The 17,122-nt window shown below is 65.1% G+C and carries 19 protein-coding genes; 8 read left to right on the forward strand and 11 right to left on the reverse strand.

The genetic code is table 11. The annotated features are described in order from the left end of the window. Positions 1-42 precede the first annotated feature (42 nt). The 3 genes from ASC89_RS15355 to ASC89_RS15365 form a co-directional block, all read right to left on the reverse strand. Positions 43-1,218 carry an ROK family transcriptional regulator gene (locus tag ASC89_RS15355; protein ID WP_162247948.1) on the reverse strand — a complete coding sequence of 392 codons (1,176 nt, stop codon included), beginning with the start codon at positions 1,216-1,218 and terminating at the stop codon, positions 43-45. 166 nt (positions 1,219-1,384) lie between these two features. Further along, positions 1,385-2,533: a mandelate racemase/muconate lactonizing enzyme family protein gene (locus ASC89_RS15360; protein ID WP_055999320.1), complete on the reverse strand. Its 1,149-nt coding sequence runs from the start codon at positions 2,531-2,533 to the stop codon at positions 1,385-1,387. A gap of 177 nt (positions 2,534-2,710) precedes the next feature. Then, positions 2,711-3,481: an SDR family NAD(P)-dependent oxidoreductase gene (locus tag ASC89_RS15365; RefSeq protein WP_055882814.1), complete on the reverse strand. Its 771-nt coding sequence runs from the start codon at positions 3,479-3,481 to the stop codon at positions 2,711-2,713. Positions 3,482-3,773: 292 nt separating this feature from the next. Here ASC89_RS15365 and ASC89_RS15370 point away from each other — a divergent pair, with 292 nt between their 5' ends. From ASC89_RS15370 to ASC89_RS15390, 5 genes are all read left to right on the forward strand, one after another. Next, entirely contained in the window at positions 3,774-4,232 is a 459-nt protein-coding gene (locus tag ASC89_RS15370; protein ID WP_055882816.1) for a hypothetical protein, read from the forward strand. A gap of 259 nt (positions 4,233-4,491) precedes the next feature. Beyond that, entirely contained in the window at positions 4,492-5,235 is a 744-nt protein-coding gene (locus ASC89_RS15375) for a sugar transferase (RefSeq protein WP_082528297.1), read from the forward strand. A gap of 252 nt (positions 5,236-5,487) precedes the next feature. Continuing rightward, positions 5,488-6,795 (forward strand): nicotinate phosphoribosyltransferase, encoded by a 1,308-nt coding sequence (gene pncB, locus ASC89_RS15380; RefSeq protein WP_055999323.1) that lies wholly within the window; start codon positions 5,488-5,490, stop codon positions 6,793-6,795. 81 nt (positions 6,796-6,876) lie between these two features. Further along, positions 6,877-7,632: a hydroxypyruvate isomerase family protein gene (locus ASC89_RS15385; protein ID WP_055882819.1), complete on the forward strand. Its 756-nt coding sequence runs from the start codon at positions 6,877-6,879 to the stop codon at positions 7,630-7,632. Positions 7,633-7,720: 88 nt separating this feature from the next. Then, positions 7,721-8,035, forward strand: a complete 315-nt coding sequence (locus ASC89_RS15390) for a hypothetical protein (protein WP_055882821.1) — start codon at positions 7,721-7,723, stop codon at positions 8,033-8,035. A 4-nt stretch (positions 8,036-8,039) separates the two neighbouring features. On the opposite strand, the gene ASC89_RS15395 is transcribed toward ASC89_RS15390, so the two are convergent. Beyond that, a complete protein-coding gene (locus ASC89_RS15395; RefSeq protein WP_055999326.1) occupies positions 8,040-8,831 on the reverse strand; it encodes a siderophore-interacting protein in 792 nt (263 codons plus the stop codon). A gap of 228 nt (positions 8,832-9,059) precedes the next feature. Here ASC89_RS15395 and ASC89_RS15400 point away from each other — a divergent pair, with 228 nt between their 5' ends. Together ASC89_RS15400 and ASC89_RS15405 are read left to right on the forward strand one after the other, a co-directional pair. Next, entirely contained in the window at positions 9,060-10,004 is a 945-nt protein-coding gene (locus ASC89_RS15400; RefSeq protein WP_055999328.1) for a VOC family protein, read from the forward strand. Continuing rightward, positions 10,004-10,609 carry an alpha/beta hydrolase gene (locus ASC89_RS15405; protein WP_055999332.1) on the forward strand — a complete coding sequence of 202 codons (606 nt, stop codon included), beginning with the start codon at positions 10,004-10,006 and terminating at the stop codon, positions 10,607-10,609. The genes ASC89_RS15400 and ASC89_RS15405 overlap by 1 nt, the downstream gene beginning before the upstream one ends. 212 nt (positions 10,610-10,821) lie before the next feature. Here the strand turns inward: ASC89_RS15405 and ASC89_RS15410 are convergent, their stop codons facing one another. The 6 genes from ASC89_RS15410 to ASC89_RS15435 all read right to left on the reverse strand — a co-directional run bounded on the left by ASC89_RS15410 (position 10,822) and on the right by ASC89_RS15435 (position 15,147). Next, complete coding sequence (locus ASC89_RS15410) at positions 10,822-11,271, reverse strand: hypothetical protein (protein ID WP_055999335.1); 450 nt, start codon at positions 11,269-11,271, stop codon at positions 10,822-10,824. 101 nt (positions 11,272-11,372) lie between these two features. Next, complete coding sequence (locus ASC89_RS15415; RefSeq protein WP_055999339.1) at positions 11,373-12,392, reverse strand: L,D-transpeptidase; 1,020 nt, start codon at positions 12,390-12,392, stop codon at positions 11,373-11,375. A gap of 150 nt (positions 12,393-12,542) precedes the next feature. Then, positions 12,543-12,836: a GNAT family N-acetyltransferase gene (locus tag ASC89_RS15420; protein WP_055882832.1), complete on the reverse strand. Its 294-nt coding sequence runs from the start codon at positions 12,834-12,836 to the stop codon at positions 12,543-12,545. Between the two features lie 90 nt (positions 12,837-12,926). Further along, a complete protein-coding gene (locus tag ASC89_RS15425) occupies positions 12,927-13,502 on the reverse strand; it encodes a tetratricopeptide repeat protein (RefSeq protein WP_055999342.1) in 576 nt (191 codons plus the stop codon). Positions 13,503-13,644: 142 nt separating this feature from the next. Next, positions 13,645-14,388, reverse strand: coding sequence for a DedA family protein (locus tag ASC89_RS15430; RefSeq protein ID WP_055999345.1), 744 nt, complete (start codon positions 14,386-14,388; stop codon positions 13,645-13,647). 57 nt (positions 14,389-14,445) lie between these two features. Continuing rightward, the gene (locus tag ASC89_RS15435) at positions 14,446-15,147 is read right to left on the reverse strand and encodes a DedA family protein (RefSeq protein WP_055882837.1); all 702 of its coding nucleotides are present in this window, start codon (positions 15,145-15,147) and stop codon (positions 14,446-14,448) included. A 297-nt stretch (positions 15,148-15,444) separates the two neighbouring features. On the opposite strand from ASC89_RS15435, the gene ASC89_RS15440 reads away from it, so the two are divergent. Then, positions 15,445-15,819 carry a RidA family protein gene (locus ASC89_RS15440; protein ID WP_055883295.1) on the forward strand — a complete coding sequence of 125 codons (375 nt, stop codon included), beginning with the start codon at positions 15,445-15,447 and terminating at the stop codon, positions 15,817-15,819. Here the strand turns inward: ASC89_RS15440 and chrA are convergent. Beyond that, positions 15,816-16,985, reverse strand: a complete 1,170-nt coding sequence (chrA, locus tag ASC89_RS15445) for a chromate efflux transporter (protein WP_244488474.1) — start codon at positions 16,983-16,985, stop codon at positions 15,816-15,818. The two genes, ASC89_RS15440 and chrA, sit on opposite strands and share 4 nt — an antisense overlap. Between the last annotated feature and the right edge of the window lie 137 nt (positions 16,986-17,122).

A 17,122-nucleotide genomic window follows, 5' to 3' on the forward strand; every position in this document is an offset into this window, starting at 1 on the left:
GGGACAGGGGTGGGGGTCCGCGACCACCAGCCCAGCGGCCAGCTAGTCGCCCGCTTCCGCCGCCAGCATATCACTCAGGTCCCGCGAAAAATGCTTGCGGAACATGGTCAGCTGGGCGGCGCCGAGCGGGGTGGCGCGGGCGCCCAGCGTGCCGGCGACGAGGCGAGGGCGCCTGGCGCCGATGACCACCAGTTCGGCCAGCGATTGCTCGGTTGCCGCCACCAGCCGCTCGATGATCGGCTGCGGGGCGGTGCTGTCGATAATGGCGTGATCGATCTCCAGCACAGCGCCGGTATTGACGATGATCTCGGCGAGGGCGCTGCCCGACGCCTCGACCCATGGGGCGATGTGCGCTTCCCAATCCGCCCATGGCCACTCGGAGGGGTTGCCGACCGGCAGTTCGATGCCCGCCTTGGCGAGGCGCCGGCCGAGGGCCGTGGTCGAGGCGATGTCGTGGCCGAAGCTGCGATGGCCGTCATGGCCGTTGACCAGCATCGATCCGAGGTTGGCGGAGTTGCCGGTCGGGCCTTCCCACAGCGTGTGTTCGGCGGTGATGCCCGCCCCGAGATAGGTCGAAACGAACAGGTGTACCAGGTTGGCCGGGCGCGGCGGCGGCGACATCACCATTTCGGCGAAGCAGGCGCAGTTGCCGTCATTGAACCAGGTGGTGGCGAGGCCCGTCGCCGCTTCGAGCGCGGCGCGCAGATCGAGGTCACGCCACGCCTCGAGCTGATGAGCCGGCGCGTCGACATTGCCGATCAGGCTACCGAGGTTGCTGGGTGTCGCGAGGCCGACGCCGGCGACGCGTTGCTGCTGCGCGGGGCTGAGCCGGGCAACAAGGCCGGCGATCGCTTCGGCCGCCTCGGCGATGACGGTGGTTGCGTCGGGGTAGGCGAAATCGCGGCGATAGCGGCCGAGATCCTCGCTGCCGAGGTTGATCAGGATGATGTCGATGTGGTGCCAGGAGATCTCGCAGCCGATGCCATAGGCGCCGGCGTAGTCGAGGTAGAGCGGCGTCGCCGGCTGGCCGCGGCGGCCGCGCAACACATCGCCACGGGTGATGAGGCCATCATCCTCGAGCTCGGTGACGATCGCCGACGCCGTCTGCGGGGCGAGGCCGGTGCGACGCGACACTTCGGCGTTGGAAATGCCGGGGCTGAAGGTGATGGTGGTGAGCACGGCGCGGCGATTGGCGGCGCGCAGGCTGGCATGTTGCACGCCGCGTCCCGCGGGTTCAAAAAAGTCAGCCAATTCTAAGCCCTCGCCGCAACCCAAATTGACGCCGAAGCAACGCCGCTCAGCCCGAAGTACGGGCTGAGCTTCGATTCCTGCGTCCACAAGTACTAAGTGGGGTGGCGCGGCGGGGCGTCAACCCACGAGATCACTACCAATTGGTCACAGAGCCATCGCGGCGGTGCAGCATGGGTGCCTGCCAGAACTTGAAGCTTTGCTGCTTGATCAGTTCTTCATTGACCTCGATGCCGAGGCCTGGGGCATTGCTGACCGGGTAGTGCGAGCCCTCAAGCCGCGGCTGCACGGGGAAAAACTCGGTATTGTCGAAGCCGAGATGTTCCGCCGGGCTGGAGCGGGTCTCGAGCCAGGAAAAGTTCGGCACCGCTGCCGAGAAGTGAACGGTGGCCGCCGTGCAGATCGGGCCGAGCGGGTTGTGCGGCATCATGTCCACGTAGTGCGCCTCGGACCAGCCGGCGACCTTCATCGATTCGGTCAGGCCGCCGACATTGCACACGTCGATGCGGTTGAACTGATGGATGCCGCGTTCGATGTAGGGCAGGAACTGCCACTTGGACGCAAACTCCTCGCCGATGGCGAAGGGTATGTCAGTGAGGGTGCGCAGCGATTCATAGGCCTCGGGGGTCTCGTCGCGGATCGGCTCCTCGAGAAAGTCGAGCGTGCCGGACGGCATCTTCTGGCAGAAGCTCGCAGCCTCGGCCACGGACAGGCGGTGGTGGAAGTCGATGCCGAGGATGACGTCCTCACCCAGCTCCTCGCGCGCCTTGACCATCCACTTGGCGGTCTTGCCGATATGCTCACGCGGCTCGTAGATCGTTTCGCCATGACCCGACGGCGACAGCCGCATGGCGTTCCAGCCATGGGCAATCAGCATTTTGGCCTGCTCGATCATTTCGGTGCCGGGTTCGCCCGAGGTGGTGGCGAAGGTCGGGATCTTGTCGCGCTGCTTGCCGCCCAGGAGCTCGTAAACAGGTACCCCCAATGCCTTGCCCTTGATGTCGTAGAGCGCGATGTCGATGGCCGAGATCGCCGCCTGCAGCACGCGGCCGCCCTCGAAATACTGGCTGCGGTAGAGCAGCTGCCAGATGTGGCCGATCTTGAACGGGTCCATGCCGATGAGGATCTCGGCGTAGTGCTCGATGGCGCCGACTACTGCCTTTTCGCGACCCGACAGGCCGCTTTCGCCCCAGCCGAAAATGCCCTCGTCGGTCTCGATCTTGACGACGAGCTGGTTACGGATGCCCACCCAGACGGCGTAGGGCTTGATGGCGGTAATCTTCACTTCAATGGCTCCTCAGCGGCGGGGTTGTCCCGCTCGATTGTGAGAGAAGGGGCCCTGATTGGCGGAAGGGAGTCAATTGGACGAGCGAATGAACCGGCGCGGCGAGGCCGGCGTCGACGGCCGGCCCCAGGGCATGGCCGCTCCAGCTGATCAACCGTCGCGGCCACCGCCTCGCGCTTAGTTGGTCTTGGGCGAGCCACCCAATCTGGCGCGCATCCCGCCATCGACCCGCAAGACCTCGCCGGTGATAAAGGAGGCGTTTTCGGAAGCGAGGAACAGCACGGCGCTGGCGACCTCGGACGGGTGGGCCATGCGGCCGAGCGGATGCATGGCGTCGATTTCCGCATAGACGGCGGCCGGGTCGGGCGCGGCGTCGACAGCGTTGCGGAGCAGTGGGGTATCGACCGAGCCAGGGGCGATGCCGTTCACGCGCACGCCGTAGGGAGCGTAGTCGACGGCCATCGAGCGGACGAGGCCGATGAGGCCGTGCTTGGACACCGAGTAGGCGGTGACGCCGGCCTGCGAGGCCACACCCTGCACCGAGGAGATGTGGACGACGCTGCCTTTTGAGGCGCGCAACATGGCCATCGAGGCCTTCGAGATGAGGAAGGCGCCCTTGAGGTTGACGTCGAGGGTGCGGTCCCAGAGCGCCTCGTCGGTGGTCTCGACGGTGCCGTAGGTCTGGATACCGGCATTGTGGCTCAATACGTCGAGGCCGCCGAAGCTCTGTTGCGCCATGGCCGCGGCACGGCTGCAGTCGGCGAGGCTGGCGACGGAGCCGACGCAGATCTCGGTGGCTGCGGCCTTGCCCTTGAGCGCGGCCGCGACCTCATCGAGCCCGGCGGCATCGACATCCATCAGTACAAGCTTGGCGCCCTCGGCCGCGAAGGCCTCAGCGACGGCGCGTCCGATGCCCTTGGCCGCGCCGGTGACCAATACACGTTGCATGAAGTCCTCCCTGTTGTTGCCGGGCATATCAGCATCGGAACGGTGCTGGCGAAAGATGGAAACAGGGACTAATAGGCGCCGTCACCCGCCAGCCGGGCGGCCACCGCCCGCAAGCAGCGGCCTGCAACACACCGCCGGTTGTTGTTTGCCGAGGTGTAATAAAGAAGTTCCACCGGTAACCATTTTCGCGGTTCTGCCTATAACGTGATCGGCGAAGTCGTTGCGGCGCGTTGACTTTCGACGTGACAGACGCTTAGTGTTAAAAATGTGTTACAAAGAGGAGGAGGGTAAGATGCCTCATCTTAAACTTGCGTGTGGAACTCTGGCAGCGGTTTCTTTCATGGCTGCCCTGTGGAGCCCGGCTGCGCTGGCGCAGAGCGCTCCGACGGACATTCCTGGCGTCATGTCTGTTTGCGCACCGGTGGTGGGCGAACAGTATGACGGCGACAAGGACCGCTGGGGCCAGTGTATTGCCGCAGTGGACGGTTTCCTCAAGGGCATCGGTGCGCCCTCGGAGGCCGCTAATGAGACGATCGCTGAACTGGTGGCGGCTCTGGTTGAGCTCTACCAGGACGACGAAACTTGTCTGGTAGACCAGACCGAGCTTCCGATCGCAATTGAAACGGCGGCACAGCTTTCGACTGATGGGGTTCAGCAGGCCCAGATCATCGAGATCAGTGCCACGATCAGGGATTGCCAGATTATTACTACGGCGGCGATCCCCGTGCCGGAGCTGGCCAGCGCCAATTAAGGCGCCGGCTATCTGCCTAACCCGATGGCAGGGTCCAGGCCTCATCGCAGGGTGAGGCGAGGATTGGTGTTTGGGCAGTGCCGGGCAGCGGGCCACACGCTGACGGTGCTTATGAGCGGTAGTGCCATTGCGGTGGCGTGCCGTCGATTTTGAAGTTCGGCCGAGCTACTGGCTGAGCGCCGCGTTCCCGAGGGCGGGAGAGGATGTAGTCGCTTGGCGGATGCAGCCGAGTGCTTTGGGCTAGGCGACGGAGCAAAACTTGCGTGTCTTTCTTTCGTCCGAGATCGGGGATGTGGTCCCGATCGATCGCGCGTTCACCAGGCGGGTACCGCAACATGGCCTGCCGCTGGCATTGAACAACGGAATCCCGGTGATCGCGGCGAGGCCGCCACGGGCGACCGTTCAGGATATCCTCAAGCGAACCATCGACATCGTGCTTTCGGCGGGGGCGCTGATCGCGCTGTCGCCGACGCTGCTGATGCTGGCGATCGCCATCAAGCTTTCCAGTCCCGGGCCGGTGCTGTTCCGGCAATGGCGCCACGGCCGCAATGGCGTGCCGTTCCGCATCTACAAATTCCGCACCATGCGGACAGACGCCTGCGATCCGACCGGGGTGCGACAGGTGACGACCGGCGACCCCGGGGTGACGCCGCTTGGGCGCTTCATGCGCTCGCGCAGCCTCGACGAGTTGCCGCAGCTGTTCAATGTGCTCAGGGGCGACATGTCGCTGGTCGGACCGCGCCCGCATGCCATCGGCATGAAGGCAGCGGGCGTGGTCTATGAGGACCTGGTGCCTTACTATGAGCTGCGGCACGCAGTGCGGCCAGGCCTGTCGGGTTGGGCTCAGGCCAATGGCCTGCGCGGACCGACGACCGATGCGCAGTCTTCGTGCAGCCGGATCGATCACGACCTGGCCTATATCCAGAATCAGTCGCTTGGCCTCGACCTCAAGATCATCTGGATGACGATCAAGAGCGAGTTTCTCTCCGGCTCCGGCAACTGACGGACGTCGGGCGGCCCGGCGCCCCGCGCGTGGAGGCCAGCCCCCTGTCGCACCATTGCGCGGCCTTCATCGTCGTTTGGCGATGGAGTGCTCTTTTCTTTTCGCTCCGATCCGCCTAGAGCATTTCCATCGTCTCGCTGAGACGACGGAATGCTCCAGGTTATCGGCTTGGTCGCGCTTTCGAGGTGGAAAAGTCTCACGACTTTTCCTGCAGGCGCTCCAGGACGTGTCGGGCGAGTGAAGGGAAGCGTGATGCCGAAGACCGACATTGCCCGGCGGGTTTACAACCATACCTGGAAGCTCGATCCGATCGTCAGAAGCCTGCTCGATACGGATTTCTACAAGCTATTGATGCTGCAGATGATCTGGGGGCTCTACCCCAAAGTCGACGCCACCTTCTCGCTGATCAACCGCAAGACCTCAGTCCGTCTCGCCGACGATATCGACGAGGGCGAACTGCGCGCGCAACTCGACCATGCGCGGACCCTCCGCTTCGGCAAGAAGGAGATGATCTGGCTGGCGGGTAACAGCTTTTATGGCTCGAAGCAGATTTTCTCGCCCGAGTTCCTGCGCTGGCTCGAGGGGTTCCGGCTGCCGGATTACCACCTCGAAAAGCGCGACGGGCAGTTTGAGCTGACCTTCCACGGCAAGTGGATCGAGACCACGATGTGGGAGATCCCGGCGCTCGCCATCATCAATGAACTGCGCAGTCGTGCCGCGTTGAAGGCCTATGGGCCGTTCGCGCTCGACGTCGTCTATGCGCGGGCCAAGGCCAAGATGTGGGAGAAGGTGGAGCGGCTGAAATTGCTCCCTGAGCTCCGCATCTCGGATTTCGGCACCCGTCGCCGGCACTCGTTCCTGTGGCAGCGCTGGTGCGTCGAGGCGCTGAAGGAAGGGCTGGGGCTCGAAGTGTTTACCGGCACGTCGAACGTGCTGCTGGCCATGGACAACGACCTTGAGGCACTGGGCACCAACGCGCATGAGCTGCCCATGGTGCTGGCGGCAATCGCGCCGAACGAGGAAGCGCTGAAACAGGCGCCGTACCAGGTGCTGCAGGATTGGGAGAGCTACTATGGCGGCAATCTCAAGATCGTCCTGCCCGACGCCTTCGGTACCGATGCGTTCCTCAGGCATGCGCCCGACTGGGTGGCGGACTGGACCGGCTTCCGGCCGGACAGTGCGCCCGCCATCGAGGGCGGCGAGAAGATCATCAAGTGGTGGCAGGAACGCGGGCGCGACCCGCGCGACAAGCTGCTGATCTTCTCCGATGGGCTGGACGTCGACATGATCGAGGAAGCCTATCACCACTTCCATGGCCGGGTGCGCATGGCCTTCGGCTGGGGCACCAACCTCACCAACGATTTCTCGGGCTGTTCGCCGTGGCCCAACCCGCAGCTTGAGCCGATCTCGCTGGTGTGCAAGGTGAGCGAGGCGGATGGCCGTCCGGCGGTGAAGCTCTCGGACAATCCGGAGAAGGCCACCGGCGATGCGGCAGAAATCCGCCGCTACATCAGGATCTTCGGCGACAAGGGCCGGGTTTCCCACAAAGTTACCGTCTGACAGACGCTGTTTTTCGTCGCGGGAATCGAATCGGAAGAGTCTCACAGCTTTCCCTGATCCCGCTTGGTTATCTGAGGTCTTATGCATTACTCCGCCTGTATCGAGTGGCTGTTCGCCACCGAAGAACCTGATGTTGCCAACCGGGTCCGCGCGGCCAAGGCCGCGGGGCTCGACGCTGTCGAGTTCTGGCGTTTCTCCAACAAGGATTGCGACGCCATCAAGCTGGCGCTCGACGAAACCGGGCTGACGCTGGCCGGGATTCTGTGTGAGCCGATCGCGCCGCTGACCAATCCGGAATCGCACCAGTGGTTCCTCGAGGGGGTGCGCACCTCGCTGGCGGCGGCGCTGCAGCTGGGCGCCAGGGTGATCATCGCCCAGGCCGGCGACAACCAGCCCGGCATGGCGCGCGCGGCGCAGCATGCGGCGATCGTCAAGGTGCTGAAGGAAGCCGCCAGAATCCTCGAGGGCTCGGACGTGGTGCTGGCGCTGGAGCCGCTCAACGACCGCGTGGATCACCCGGGCTATTACCTCACCTCGACCGAGGAAGGGCTCGACATCGTCGACGAGGTGGGCCGGCCCGAAATCAAGCTGCTCTATGACATCTACCACGCGGCCGTGATGGGCGAGGAAATCGAGGTGCTGGCCGGCCGGCTCGATCGCGTCGTGCATGTGCATCTTGCCGATACACCGGGCCGCGGCGAGCCGGGCAGCGGTCGCATGGACTATGCCGAGCGGCTCGAATGGCTAAAGGCGCAGGGCTATGACGGGCTGATCGGGCTCGAGTACAAGCCGAGCAGGCCGACGGTCGAGACGCTGAAGTTCCGCGATGCGGTGTAAGCCGAAAATGAACGGAACGGAGATGGGGCGCTCAGCGTGAGTTAAGCTTGGGTGTGACAGCGTCGTGGCCATCCAGGAGGAGGTCCAGATGCGCTCTCCCACTCGACTCCAGCTTATCCGCAGCCTCGCTTTTTGCGTCGGCATACTTGTCGCCGGCGCAGCGCTAGCCGCTCCCAAGGACAACGCGGCAAAGTCCGATTGCCTGCAGAAGGCGCTGGTGCAGTTCAATATCGATGATGCGGGTTGTGCGATCTACCCGCTCACCTCGGTGATCTATGGCGAGTGCAAGGTTCGCGTCGCGCGGGCCTACCAGATTGCCATGGCCAACTGCGTGCTCGACACGCCGTCATCAAGTAGCCGGCCGCAACTGCGCAACCCGGGCAGGCTGACCATCAAGCAGTAGCCGGTCAGTCCCCGGCTTCGCCCCTCAGCCAATAGCCGGCGGCCCGGATGTAGTCGTTGTTGAAACCGCGGGCGACGAGGTGGTGGCGCAGCGCCTTGGCCATCTGTGCCTCACCGGCGACGAAGGCAAAACCTTCGCCGGGTGGGAAGCCGATCTCGGCGACTGTGGGCAGGATCAGGTTGTCGGCGCCGGCCTCGCGGCCATTGCGGTGGATCCAGTGGATCGCCACCGGAGAGCTGGTTTCGAAGCGCTGCTCGTCGGCGGCCTCGGGCACTTCGATGATGGCGATAGCAGGCTTATTGGCGGGCAGTTCCTCGATGCGGCGGCCGATGGCGGGCAGCGCGGTCTCGTCGCCGGCAATGAAGTACCAGTCGAACGCCTCGGGGACACGGATGGTGCCGCGCGGACCACCGATCATCAACTGGTCGCCGGGCTTGGCGGCCGCCGCCCAGCTTGAGGCCGGGCCATCGCCATGCAGCACGAAGTCGAGGTCGAGGGTCAGCGCTGCGGCGTCGAAGTAGCGCGGCGTGTATTCGCGCACGAACGGCTTTGCCACCTCGTCGGGCCAGACGAGGCCATCGGGATGGCGCTCAGGGCGGGGGAGCGGCTTGCCGTCGGAGGGCAGGAAGACCTTGACGTGGTCGGCGTGACCCGGGGACTGAAAGCCCTCGAGTTCAGGGCCGGTGAGCCGGATCCGGCGCATATGCGGGGTGATGTCGACGACCGAGGCGACGTCGAGGATGCGGATGCGGGTTTCGAGCCGGATGCGCTCGAGCGATCTATTTATGACTTCCATAGTCAAGATTTAGCCGAGGCCGATCCGATCGGTCAAGTGAACACCCCGTAAGCTGTGATTGTTCGATCGAAACAAACAATCCCTTGCGCCGATGGTGCGCTATTCGAGTGAATGCCGGTGCCCTATCTCTAGTGCCGAAGCGACCGGCAAAGGCCGGCACACTAGACAGCGATCGGCAGGGGCCGACACAGGAGCGCGATCGGCAAGAGCCGACGCAAGGAGTTAGCGATGATCACTCAGATCAAGGGCCTGCACCACGTTACCTCGATGGCGCGCGATGCGGCCGAGAACAACCATTTCTTTTCGAAGACGCTCGGCCTGCGCCGGGTCAAGCAGACGGTCAATTTTGACGCGCCCGATGTCTATCACCTCTATTACGGTGATGAGGTCGGCACGCCGGGCACGGTGATGACGCACTTTCCGTTCCCGCACATCGCCCGTGGCCGGCCTGGTGTCGGCGAGGTCGGCACCACGGTGTTCTCGGTGCCTGAGGGTTCGCTCGGCTACTGGCAGGAGCGGCTGGCGGCGGATCGCGTCGGGGATCTCGAACTCTCCGAAAGCTTCGGCGAGAAGCGCCTGAGCTTCCGGGCGCCGGAGGGCGATGCGCTGGCCCTGGTCGAGAATGCTGCCGATGCGCGGCTGCCGTGGACCGGCAACGGCGTCGATGCCGAGCATGCGATCCGTGGCTTCCATTCGGCCTCGCTGCGGCTGCGCGATGGCGGCGCCACCGAAGAGCTGCTGAAGTTCATGGGCTACCAGAACGCCGAAAGCTCGGGGAACATCCACCGGCTGATCCGGCCGGATGGCAACCCGGCCAACAGCATCGACATCGAGGTGCTGCCCGACGCCAACCGGGCCGATCTCGGCGCCGGTTCGGTGCACCACATCGCCTTCGCGGTGGAGAACCGGGCGGCGCAGCTCGAAGTGCGCAAGGCCTTGCTGGACACCGGCTACCAGGTGACGCCGGTGATCGACCGCGACTATTTCTGGGCGATCTATTTCCGGACCCCGGGCGGTGTGCTGTTCGAGATCGCGACGAACGAACCCGGCTTCGACCGGGACGAGGACACCGCGCATCTGGGTGAAGCGCTGAAGCTGCCCAAGCAGCACGAGCACCTGAGAAGCACGCTGGAGCAGACGCTGCAGCCGCTCGAAGAGAAGGAGCCAGCATGATGGCCGAGACGATCGACAGCTACGTCAACGTGGATATCCCCGGCGCATCCTCGGATGCGCCGGCCTTCTACCTGTTGCACGGTACCGGCGGCGACGAACACCAGTTCACTGACCTCGCGGCCGAACTGAAGCCCGGGGCGCGACGCATCGGGGTACGCGGTGACATCTCCGAAGGCGGCGCCCTGCGCTACTTCAAGCGCGTCGGTGAGGGACGCTACGACATGGCGGACCTGGCGCGGGCGACCAGGAAGCTCGCGGGCTTTGTCGGCGCCAGCAAGGGGAACGCCAAAGAGGTGCTCGGGCTCGGCTACTCGAACGGGGCGAACATCCTCGCCTCGGTCTTGTTCGAGGCGCCGGAGCAGTTCGACGTGGCGGTGCTGATGCACCCGCTGATCCCGTTCACCCCCAAGCCGCAGCCGGGGCTCAGGGGTAAGCGGATCATCATCACCGCCGGCCGTCGCGACCCGATCGCGCCGGTGCATTCGGCCGAGCTGCTCTCGGCCTACTTCAAGGAGCAGGGTGCCGAGGTATCGCTGTTCTGGCACGAAGGCGGCCACGAAATCCGCCGCGAGGAGCTGCTCGCGGTGCGGGATTTTCTCGGCTGAGGAACGCCGTGGTTCGTCGTGTATGTGCACCAAGCTACGCTCGTGCCCCACCCACCGGACGTCATCCCAGCGAAAGCTGGGACCCATCCATCCACTTGCGCGGTGGCGAGACGGACGAGGGCGAAGCCCTCGCCGTGGGGTCCCAGCTTTCACTGGGATGACACCGAGGTGGGGGCACCATGGAGTGGCAAGGTCAGCGATGGGCGCTGGCGTCAGATCAACCCGTGCTCCTGCATCGCCTGATGCTCGTCGGGGGTGATGTAAGCGAAGATCTTGGGCGTATCGCCGGCGACGTTGAGGAAGTAGCGGTTGGCGAAGCCGACTGTGCCGGTCTTGCCGTCCCGCCTGCGCTTGTAGTCGAACTCCCAGTCGACCGTCGCCATGACGTTGGCGTCATCGAGTTCAGTGACCTTGACGCCGGTGATCCGCATGGCAGTGCCACCGACGTTGCGGTATTTGGCAAAGCCCTGGCCGATCATGTTCCTGAACTCGGTATTGTTGGCGCCGCCCATCACGCCCTGCGGGCTCGATTCGACCAGGTAGGGCGCGAAGCTTGCCACGGTGCCGTCGACATCCTCGACGGGCGGATCCTGCAGCGCAGCGTTGCTGCGTTTGGCATAAGCCTCGAAGAAGCTCTTGATATCGGTGCCTTGTTTCAGCATTGGCCTTCTCCTTGTACCTGACCAATGCTCCCGGGGCAGATCGGTTGCCTCGCGCCGGCTCGCCGGCCGGCACCACTCACCCGGTGGCGCGTAGAACCACATCATCCGACGAAGTCGACGGGCACGCCGGGTTTCACCATCTTCGCCAACTCATTGGCATCCCAGTTGGTCAACCTTACGCAGCCATGCGAGCCAGTCTTGTCGATGAGAGATGGTTCCGGGGTGCCGTGGATGCCGAAGGTCGGCTCGCTCAGGTCGATCCACATCGAGCCGACCGGCCCGTTCGGACCGGGCGGGATGGTGAGCACTTCGGTGTTCTTGCCCTGCTGGAAATTAACCTTGGGATTGTAGGTGTACTCGGGCATCGGGGCGACGCCTTCGACGATGTGGGTGCCCGACGGAGAGGGGTTCTCCTCGGAGCCGATGGTGGCAGGGTAGGCGGCAAGCAGGCGATTGTCGGCGCCATAGGCGCGGACCTGGCGCAGCGACTTGTCAGCCTCGATGCGCACGACCTCGCCTTTGAGATCGGGGCCGTAGCCGGCGACATAGATCGGCTCGCCGACCGTGTAGCCGGCGCCGGGATTGAGCGCCTTCAAGAGGTCGATATCCATATGGAAACGCTCGGCCAGCGACTCCTCGATCGAGGTGTAGCCGAGGAATTTGCGCTTCGCCTGCTCGGCATAGTCCTTGGGGATCGGCTCGCCGATGGCGTTGAGGTCATCGGCGATGATGGCGTAGTCGCCGATCACCGGCCCGCCGGTTTCGAGCGCCGCCAGCACCTCGGGGTCGAGCGCCCCATCGGGCGGCAGCCCGCGCATCAGCTCGAAGGCCAGCACAGCCTTGCGGACATTGTCGCCATCGAAACCATCGATGACGCCCGGCGAGGCGCCGGCACGATCGAGCAGCACCTGCAGGCGGATCACGGCCGGGTCGGGGTGACGCTCGGCCGCAACTGCGGGATCGGCCGGCGCGACGGGCGCGTAGATCGCGGCGATGGTCGAGATGTCGGCGGCGTTCACCGCCTCGGCAGTCAGTGGAGGGATCGGCAGGGTTACCGCCTCCTGCGCGTGGGCAGCGGCAGCGGCAAGGGCAAAAGCGAGGATGGCGAGCGCGCGGCGCATGGTTTCCAATTCCTTTAGGGAACAGGAAAGCGCGCCAGCGGGCTACAAGTTGCCTCGGCGCCCCCTTGGAGGCGCGGGATGGTTAGCATTTGGCTAAAAAGCGACCGGCCGGACAAGGGCGAAGCCCGCGCCGGGAGGCTGTCGCCGAGGTCAGGCCTGCAGGTCGGCCCACTCGGGGTGGCGGCGGAACTGCGCCACGACGTAGGAGCAGACCGGTACGATCTTGCTGCCGGTGGCGCGGGCGTCGGCGATGGCGGTTTCCACCAGCTTCAGCGCCAGGCCGAGGTTGCGATGCTGCGGCGGCACGCCGGTATGGTCTGCAATGATGGTGTTGGCGTCGCGGCGCTGGTAGGTCATTTCGGCTTCGGAGCCGTCGGGGAGATAGACCACGTAGCGGCCACGGCCGTTGGCTTCTTCGTGCTCGACGGGGAGTTCGTCAGACATAGCAGGCCTTTCAGTTCGGCGGCGGGTGAGCGCCGGTAATGCGTGTCATATGGGGTGGCAGCGGACAGGCGGAAGGGCGGTGGGGGCAGGTCAGATCTGCGTCATCGGCTCACCCAGTTCGGGGAACAGACGCCGCTCATTGAGGAACGGGTGGACCGCCAGGGCTGCGGCCATGTCCTTGAGCGCCAGCGCTCGCTTGCCCAGCTGCAGGTACATCAGGGCGCGCCCGGAGAGGGCGCCAAAGTGACGCGGCTCGAGGGCCAGCACTTTCTCGCAATCGGCGATCGAGGCGTCGAAATCGCCCAGCGTGTAATAGATGGTGGCCCGTTGGTTCCAGCCTTCGGCATAATCGGGATAGTCGGCGATCAGCTTGTCGAGCAGGCGCAGTGCGCCGGCCGCGTCGCCCATGCCGCGCGCCGTCAGCACCTCGCGCATGCGGCCAGCGAGGATCGGGTCGGACGGGGTGGTCCAATAGGTCCAGATCTGCGCATCGATCGCCTGTGCGGTTTCGGCATTCGGCGCCACACGCAACTGGGCGAACAGCTTGTCGATAGCGGCGCGGTCGGCGGCGTCGTCGGCGAAAGCCGGCCCTGCCGCGAGCAGCAGCAGGAGCCCCATGAAGAGGCGCGTCAGGATCGAAGCGAGCCGACGTGGGATGTGCAGCATCGGGCGATATTCGACCTCATGCCGGCGCGGCGCAAGTAGGAGTTAGTGCTCCGCCTCGCCCTTGCTCCCCTCCCCCTTGAGGGGAGGGGCTGGGGGTGGGGGTGGTGAGGCGGGCTCGGTGCTGACTGCACCACCCCCTCCCTCAATCCCTCCCCTCAAGGGGGAGGGAGGCGACGGTTTCGTGGCCGGTGGTCGCCGTCTCCTTCCGCCAGCGGGCCTCGATGCTGCGGCCGAAGGCGCCGAGATAGGGCGCGGCGGCGAGCAGGATCGACTGCCAGTAATGCAGCAGGAGGAACAGCACGACCAGCACCAGCGCGCCGACGATGATCACCAGCTCGAGGCTCAGCCCCATCGATTTCAGCCAGGCCGAGAGCAGCATGCCGGGAAGGATATGCGCCGCGGCCCAGACGAAGGCCGAGGTGACGTTGATGATCGAGAAGTGCCGGTAGTTCATGCCGAACATGCCGGCAATGCCGGGGACGACCGCTTTCACCCCCGGGATGAACCGCCCGATGAACACCGACTTGCCGCCGTGCCTGGCAAAGAACGCTTCGCCGCGAGCGATCAGCGGCAGGTGGTTGCGGAACGGCCAGAGCGTCTTGATCCGGTCCTTGAGCCAGAAGCCGAGCGCATAGGAGATCGCATCGCCGACCACGGCGCCGAGCACCGCGGCAAGGTAGATCTCCCAGAACGGCAGCTTACCCTCAGCGATCAGCCCGCCGGCCAGCAGCAGCACCGGGGTCGAGGGGATGAACAGGCCGAGGATGAACACCGCCTCGGTGGCGGCGATCAGAAAGATGAACCACAGGCTGAGCCAGAAATTGCCCGAGATGGTTTCGAGCACCATCTCCAGCCAGCCTGTGAGCGCAGTGAAAATCTCAAGCATCGGCCCTCAATAGCGGGCCGACGTGAGATGCGTATGACAGGGTTTTGAGAGGCTTTCCTAGTGCCCGGCCTCGGGCTTCTGCCAGCGGGCCTGCAGCGAGCGGCCGAACTCGCCCATGAAGGGGGCGAAGACGAGGAGGATGCGCTTCCAGAAGTGGACGACGAGGAAGGCCACGGTCAAGACGATGGCGCCGACGATGATCACCATCTCAAGGCTCAGCCCGATGGACTTGAGCCAGCCGGTGAGCAGCACGCCGGGCAGGATATGCACGGCCGCCCAGACGAAGGCGGAGATGACGTTGATCACCGAGAAGTGCCGGTAGGGCATGCTCATCATGCCGGCGACGCCGGGGATGACGGCTTTGACGCCGGTGATGAAGCGGCCGATGAAAATCGCCTTGCCGCCATGGCGAGCGAAGAACACTTCGCCCTGCTCGATCAGCTTCAGGTGGTTCTTGAACGGCCAGACCGTTCGGATCTTGTCCTTGAGCAGGTAACCGACGGTGTAGGAAATGGCGTCGCCGATAATGGCGCCGAGCACCGCGGCAAAGAAGATCGGCCAGAAGGGCAGGCTGCCCTGCGCGATCAGGCCGCCGGTCAGCAGCAGGATGGGGAGCGACGGCACCAGCAGGCCGAGGATGAACACGGCCTCACCGATGCAGACGAGGAAGATGAACAGCAGCGAAAGCCAGAAATTGTCGGAGATGCCCTGCAGGAACAGCTCGAGCCAGGTCGAGATGGAGTGAAGAAATTCGAACATAGGCTCCTGGAAGCTCCCCTGGAATAAGGCGCGGAGCCCCAAGCCCCACGCAGCAGCGTGTCATGAATGGAAGGGCGCCACCAGCCGCCATGGGCACCCGCTTTGCGACTATTTGAAGAGGGGCGCATGAACTCCGCGTGAACGTGGTAGAGCATGTAAATTGTCGCGCTTTCGAAGCGGAAAAGTCTGCAACTTTTCCTGAAAGCGTTTTATGCCGTCTCTGCTGAGCTCGGGGCCGTGGGGGCGAGCGGGCAGCAAAGACAGCAGGAATGAACGATGTCGCTGCCCATCCATCACATGATTTCCAGTGGACCGCAGCCGGTGGCGCCGTTCAGCCATGCGGTCGAGGCCGACGGCTTTGTGTTCATCACCGGGCAGATGCCGACTGACCCGGCGGCGCCCGACGCGCCGCTGCCGGAGGGAATCGAGGCGCAGACGCGCCGGGTGATCGACAACCTGAAGCTGATCCTCGGCGGCATCGGGCTGGGGCTCGAGCACGTGACGATGGCGCGCATCTATCTCACTGAGTTCCAGCGCGACTATGCGGCGCTCAACGCGATGTGGCCGAGCTTCTTCGAGGCCGGAAAGCTGCCGGCCCGCACCACGGTCGGCGTCACCGCACTGGCGGTGGGGGCGCTGGTCGAGATCGACCTGATCGCGCGGCGACCCTAGAAACCGGCCAGCACCGCGCCGGCCGCGGCGCTCAGCAGCACCACCAGCCATGGTGGAGTTCTGATCAGCAGCAGGACCAGCGCGCCGATGCCCCAGCCGAGATCGAGCAGGCCGAACACGGCGCTGGTGAACACCGGATCATAGAGCGTTGCCAGCAGCAGGCCGACCACGGCGGCATTGGCGAGATCGAGGCCGGCGCGCAGGCGTGGATTAACGCGCAGCGACTGCCAATAGGGCAGGGCGCCGAACACCAGGAGGAACGAGGGCAGATAGATGGCGCTGAGCCCGAGCAGCGCGCCGGCGATGCCATTGGGCGGCGCGTCGAGCAGCGCGCCGACATAGGCAGCGAAGGCGAAGAGCGGGCCGGGAACCGCCTGCGCCGCGCCGTAGCCGGCGAGGAACAGGTTGCGGTCGATCAGGCCGGGGGTCACCAGCTCGGCCTCGAGCAGCGGCAGCACGACATGCCCGCCGCCGAACACCAGCGAGCCGGTGCGGTAGAATTTCTCGGCGACCACCAAAGTGGCGTTGCCGGTGGCGGCGAGGATCGGCAGGGCGAGCAGCAGGCCGAAAAACAGGGCGAGGAAGATGCTGCTGGTGCGATCAAAGGCGAGGCGCGGGGCAGCGGCTGATGGCGCCAAGAGGTATCCGGCGAGAGCTGCCGCGGCAATCAGCGCCAGCTGGGTCAGGCCGGATGGGAGCAGCAGCGCGATCGCCGCGGCAGCAAGAGCAATGAGGCGGCGCTTGAGGTCCGGGGTCAGCGACTTCGACATGGCCCACACGGCTTGTGCGACCACCGCGAGTGCCGCGAGCTTCAGCCCATGCAGGACGCCGTCGGCCAGCGGGCCGGCGAGGCGGGTGGCGCCATAGGCGAAAGCCAGCAGCAGGACGACCGAGGGCAGGGTAAAGGCCACCCACGCCGCGATAGCGCCCCAGTAACCGGCGCGCAGCTTGCCGATGGCGATGCCGACCTGGCTCGAGGCGGGGCCGGGGAGAAACTGGCAGAGCGCCACCAGATCGGCATAGGCGGCATCATCGAGCCAAGCGCGGCGCTGTACCAGCTCGGTGCGGAAGTAGCCGAGGTGAGCCACGGGGCCACCAAAGCTGGTGAGCCCGAGCAGCAGGAAGACGCGGAAGACCTCGGCGACGCTGTTCCTGCTTTGCTGCATCGCCGACACACACTCCGTCGTCATCCCGGCGAAAGCCGGGACCCAGCGCTCGGTGGCTCCGCGCGCTGCGGCTTCTCCGAACTTGCCGTGAAAGACCGGAGATATCCGGCGCGTTGCGCCGCCCGAGCAGTGGGTCC

The sequence above is a fragment of the Devosia sp. Root413D1 genome, assembly GCF_001425235.1.
Lineage (GTDB): Bacteria > Pseudomonadota > Alphaproteobacteria > Rhizobiales > Devosiaceae > Devosia_A.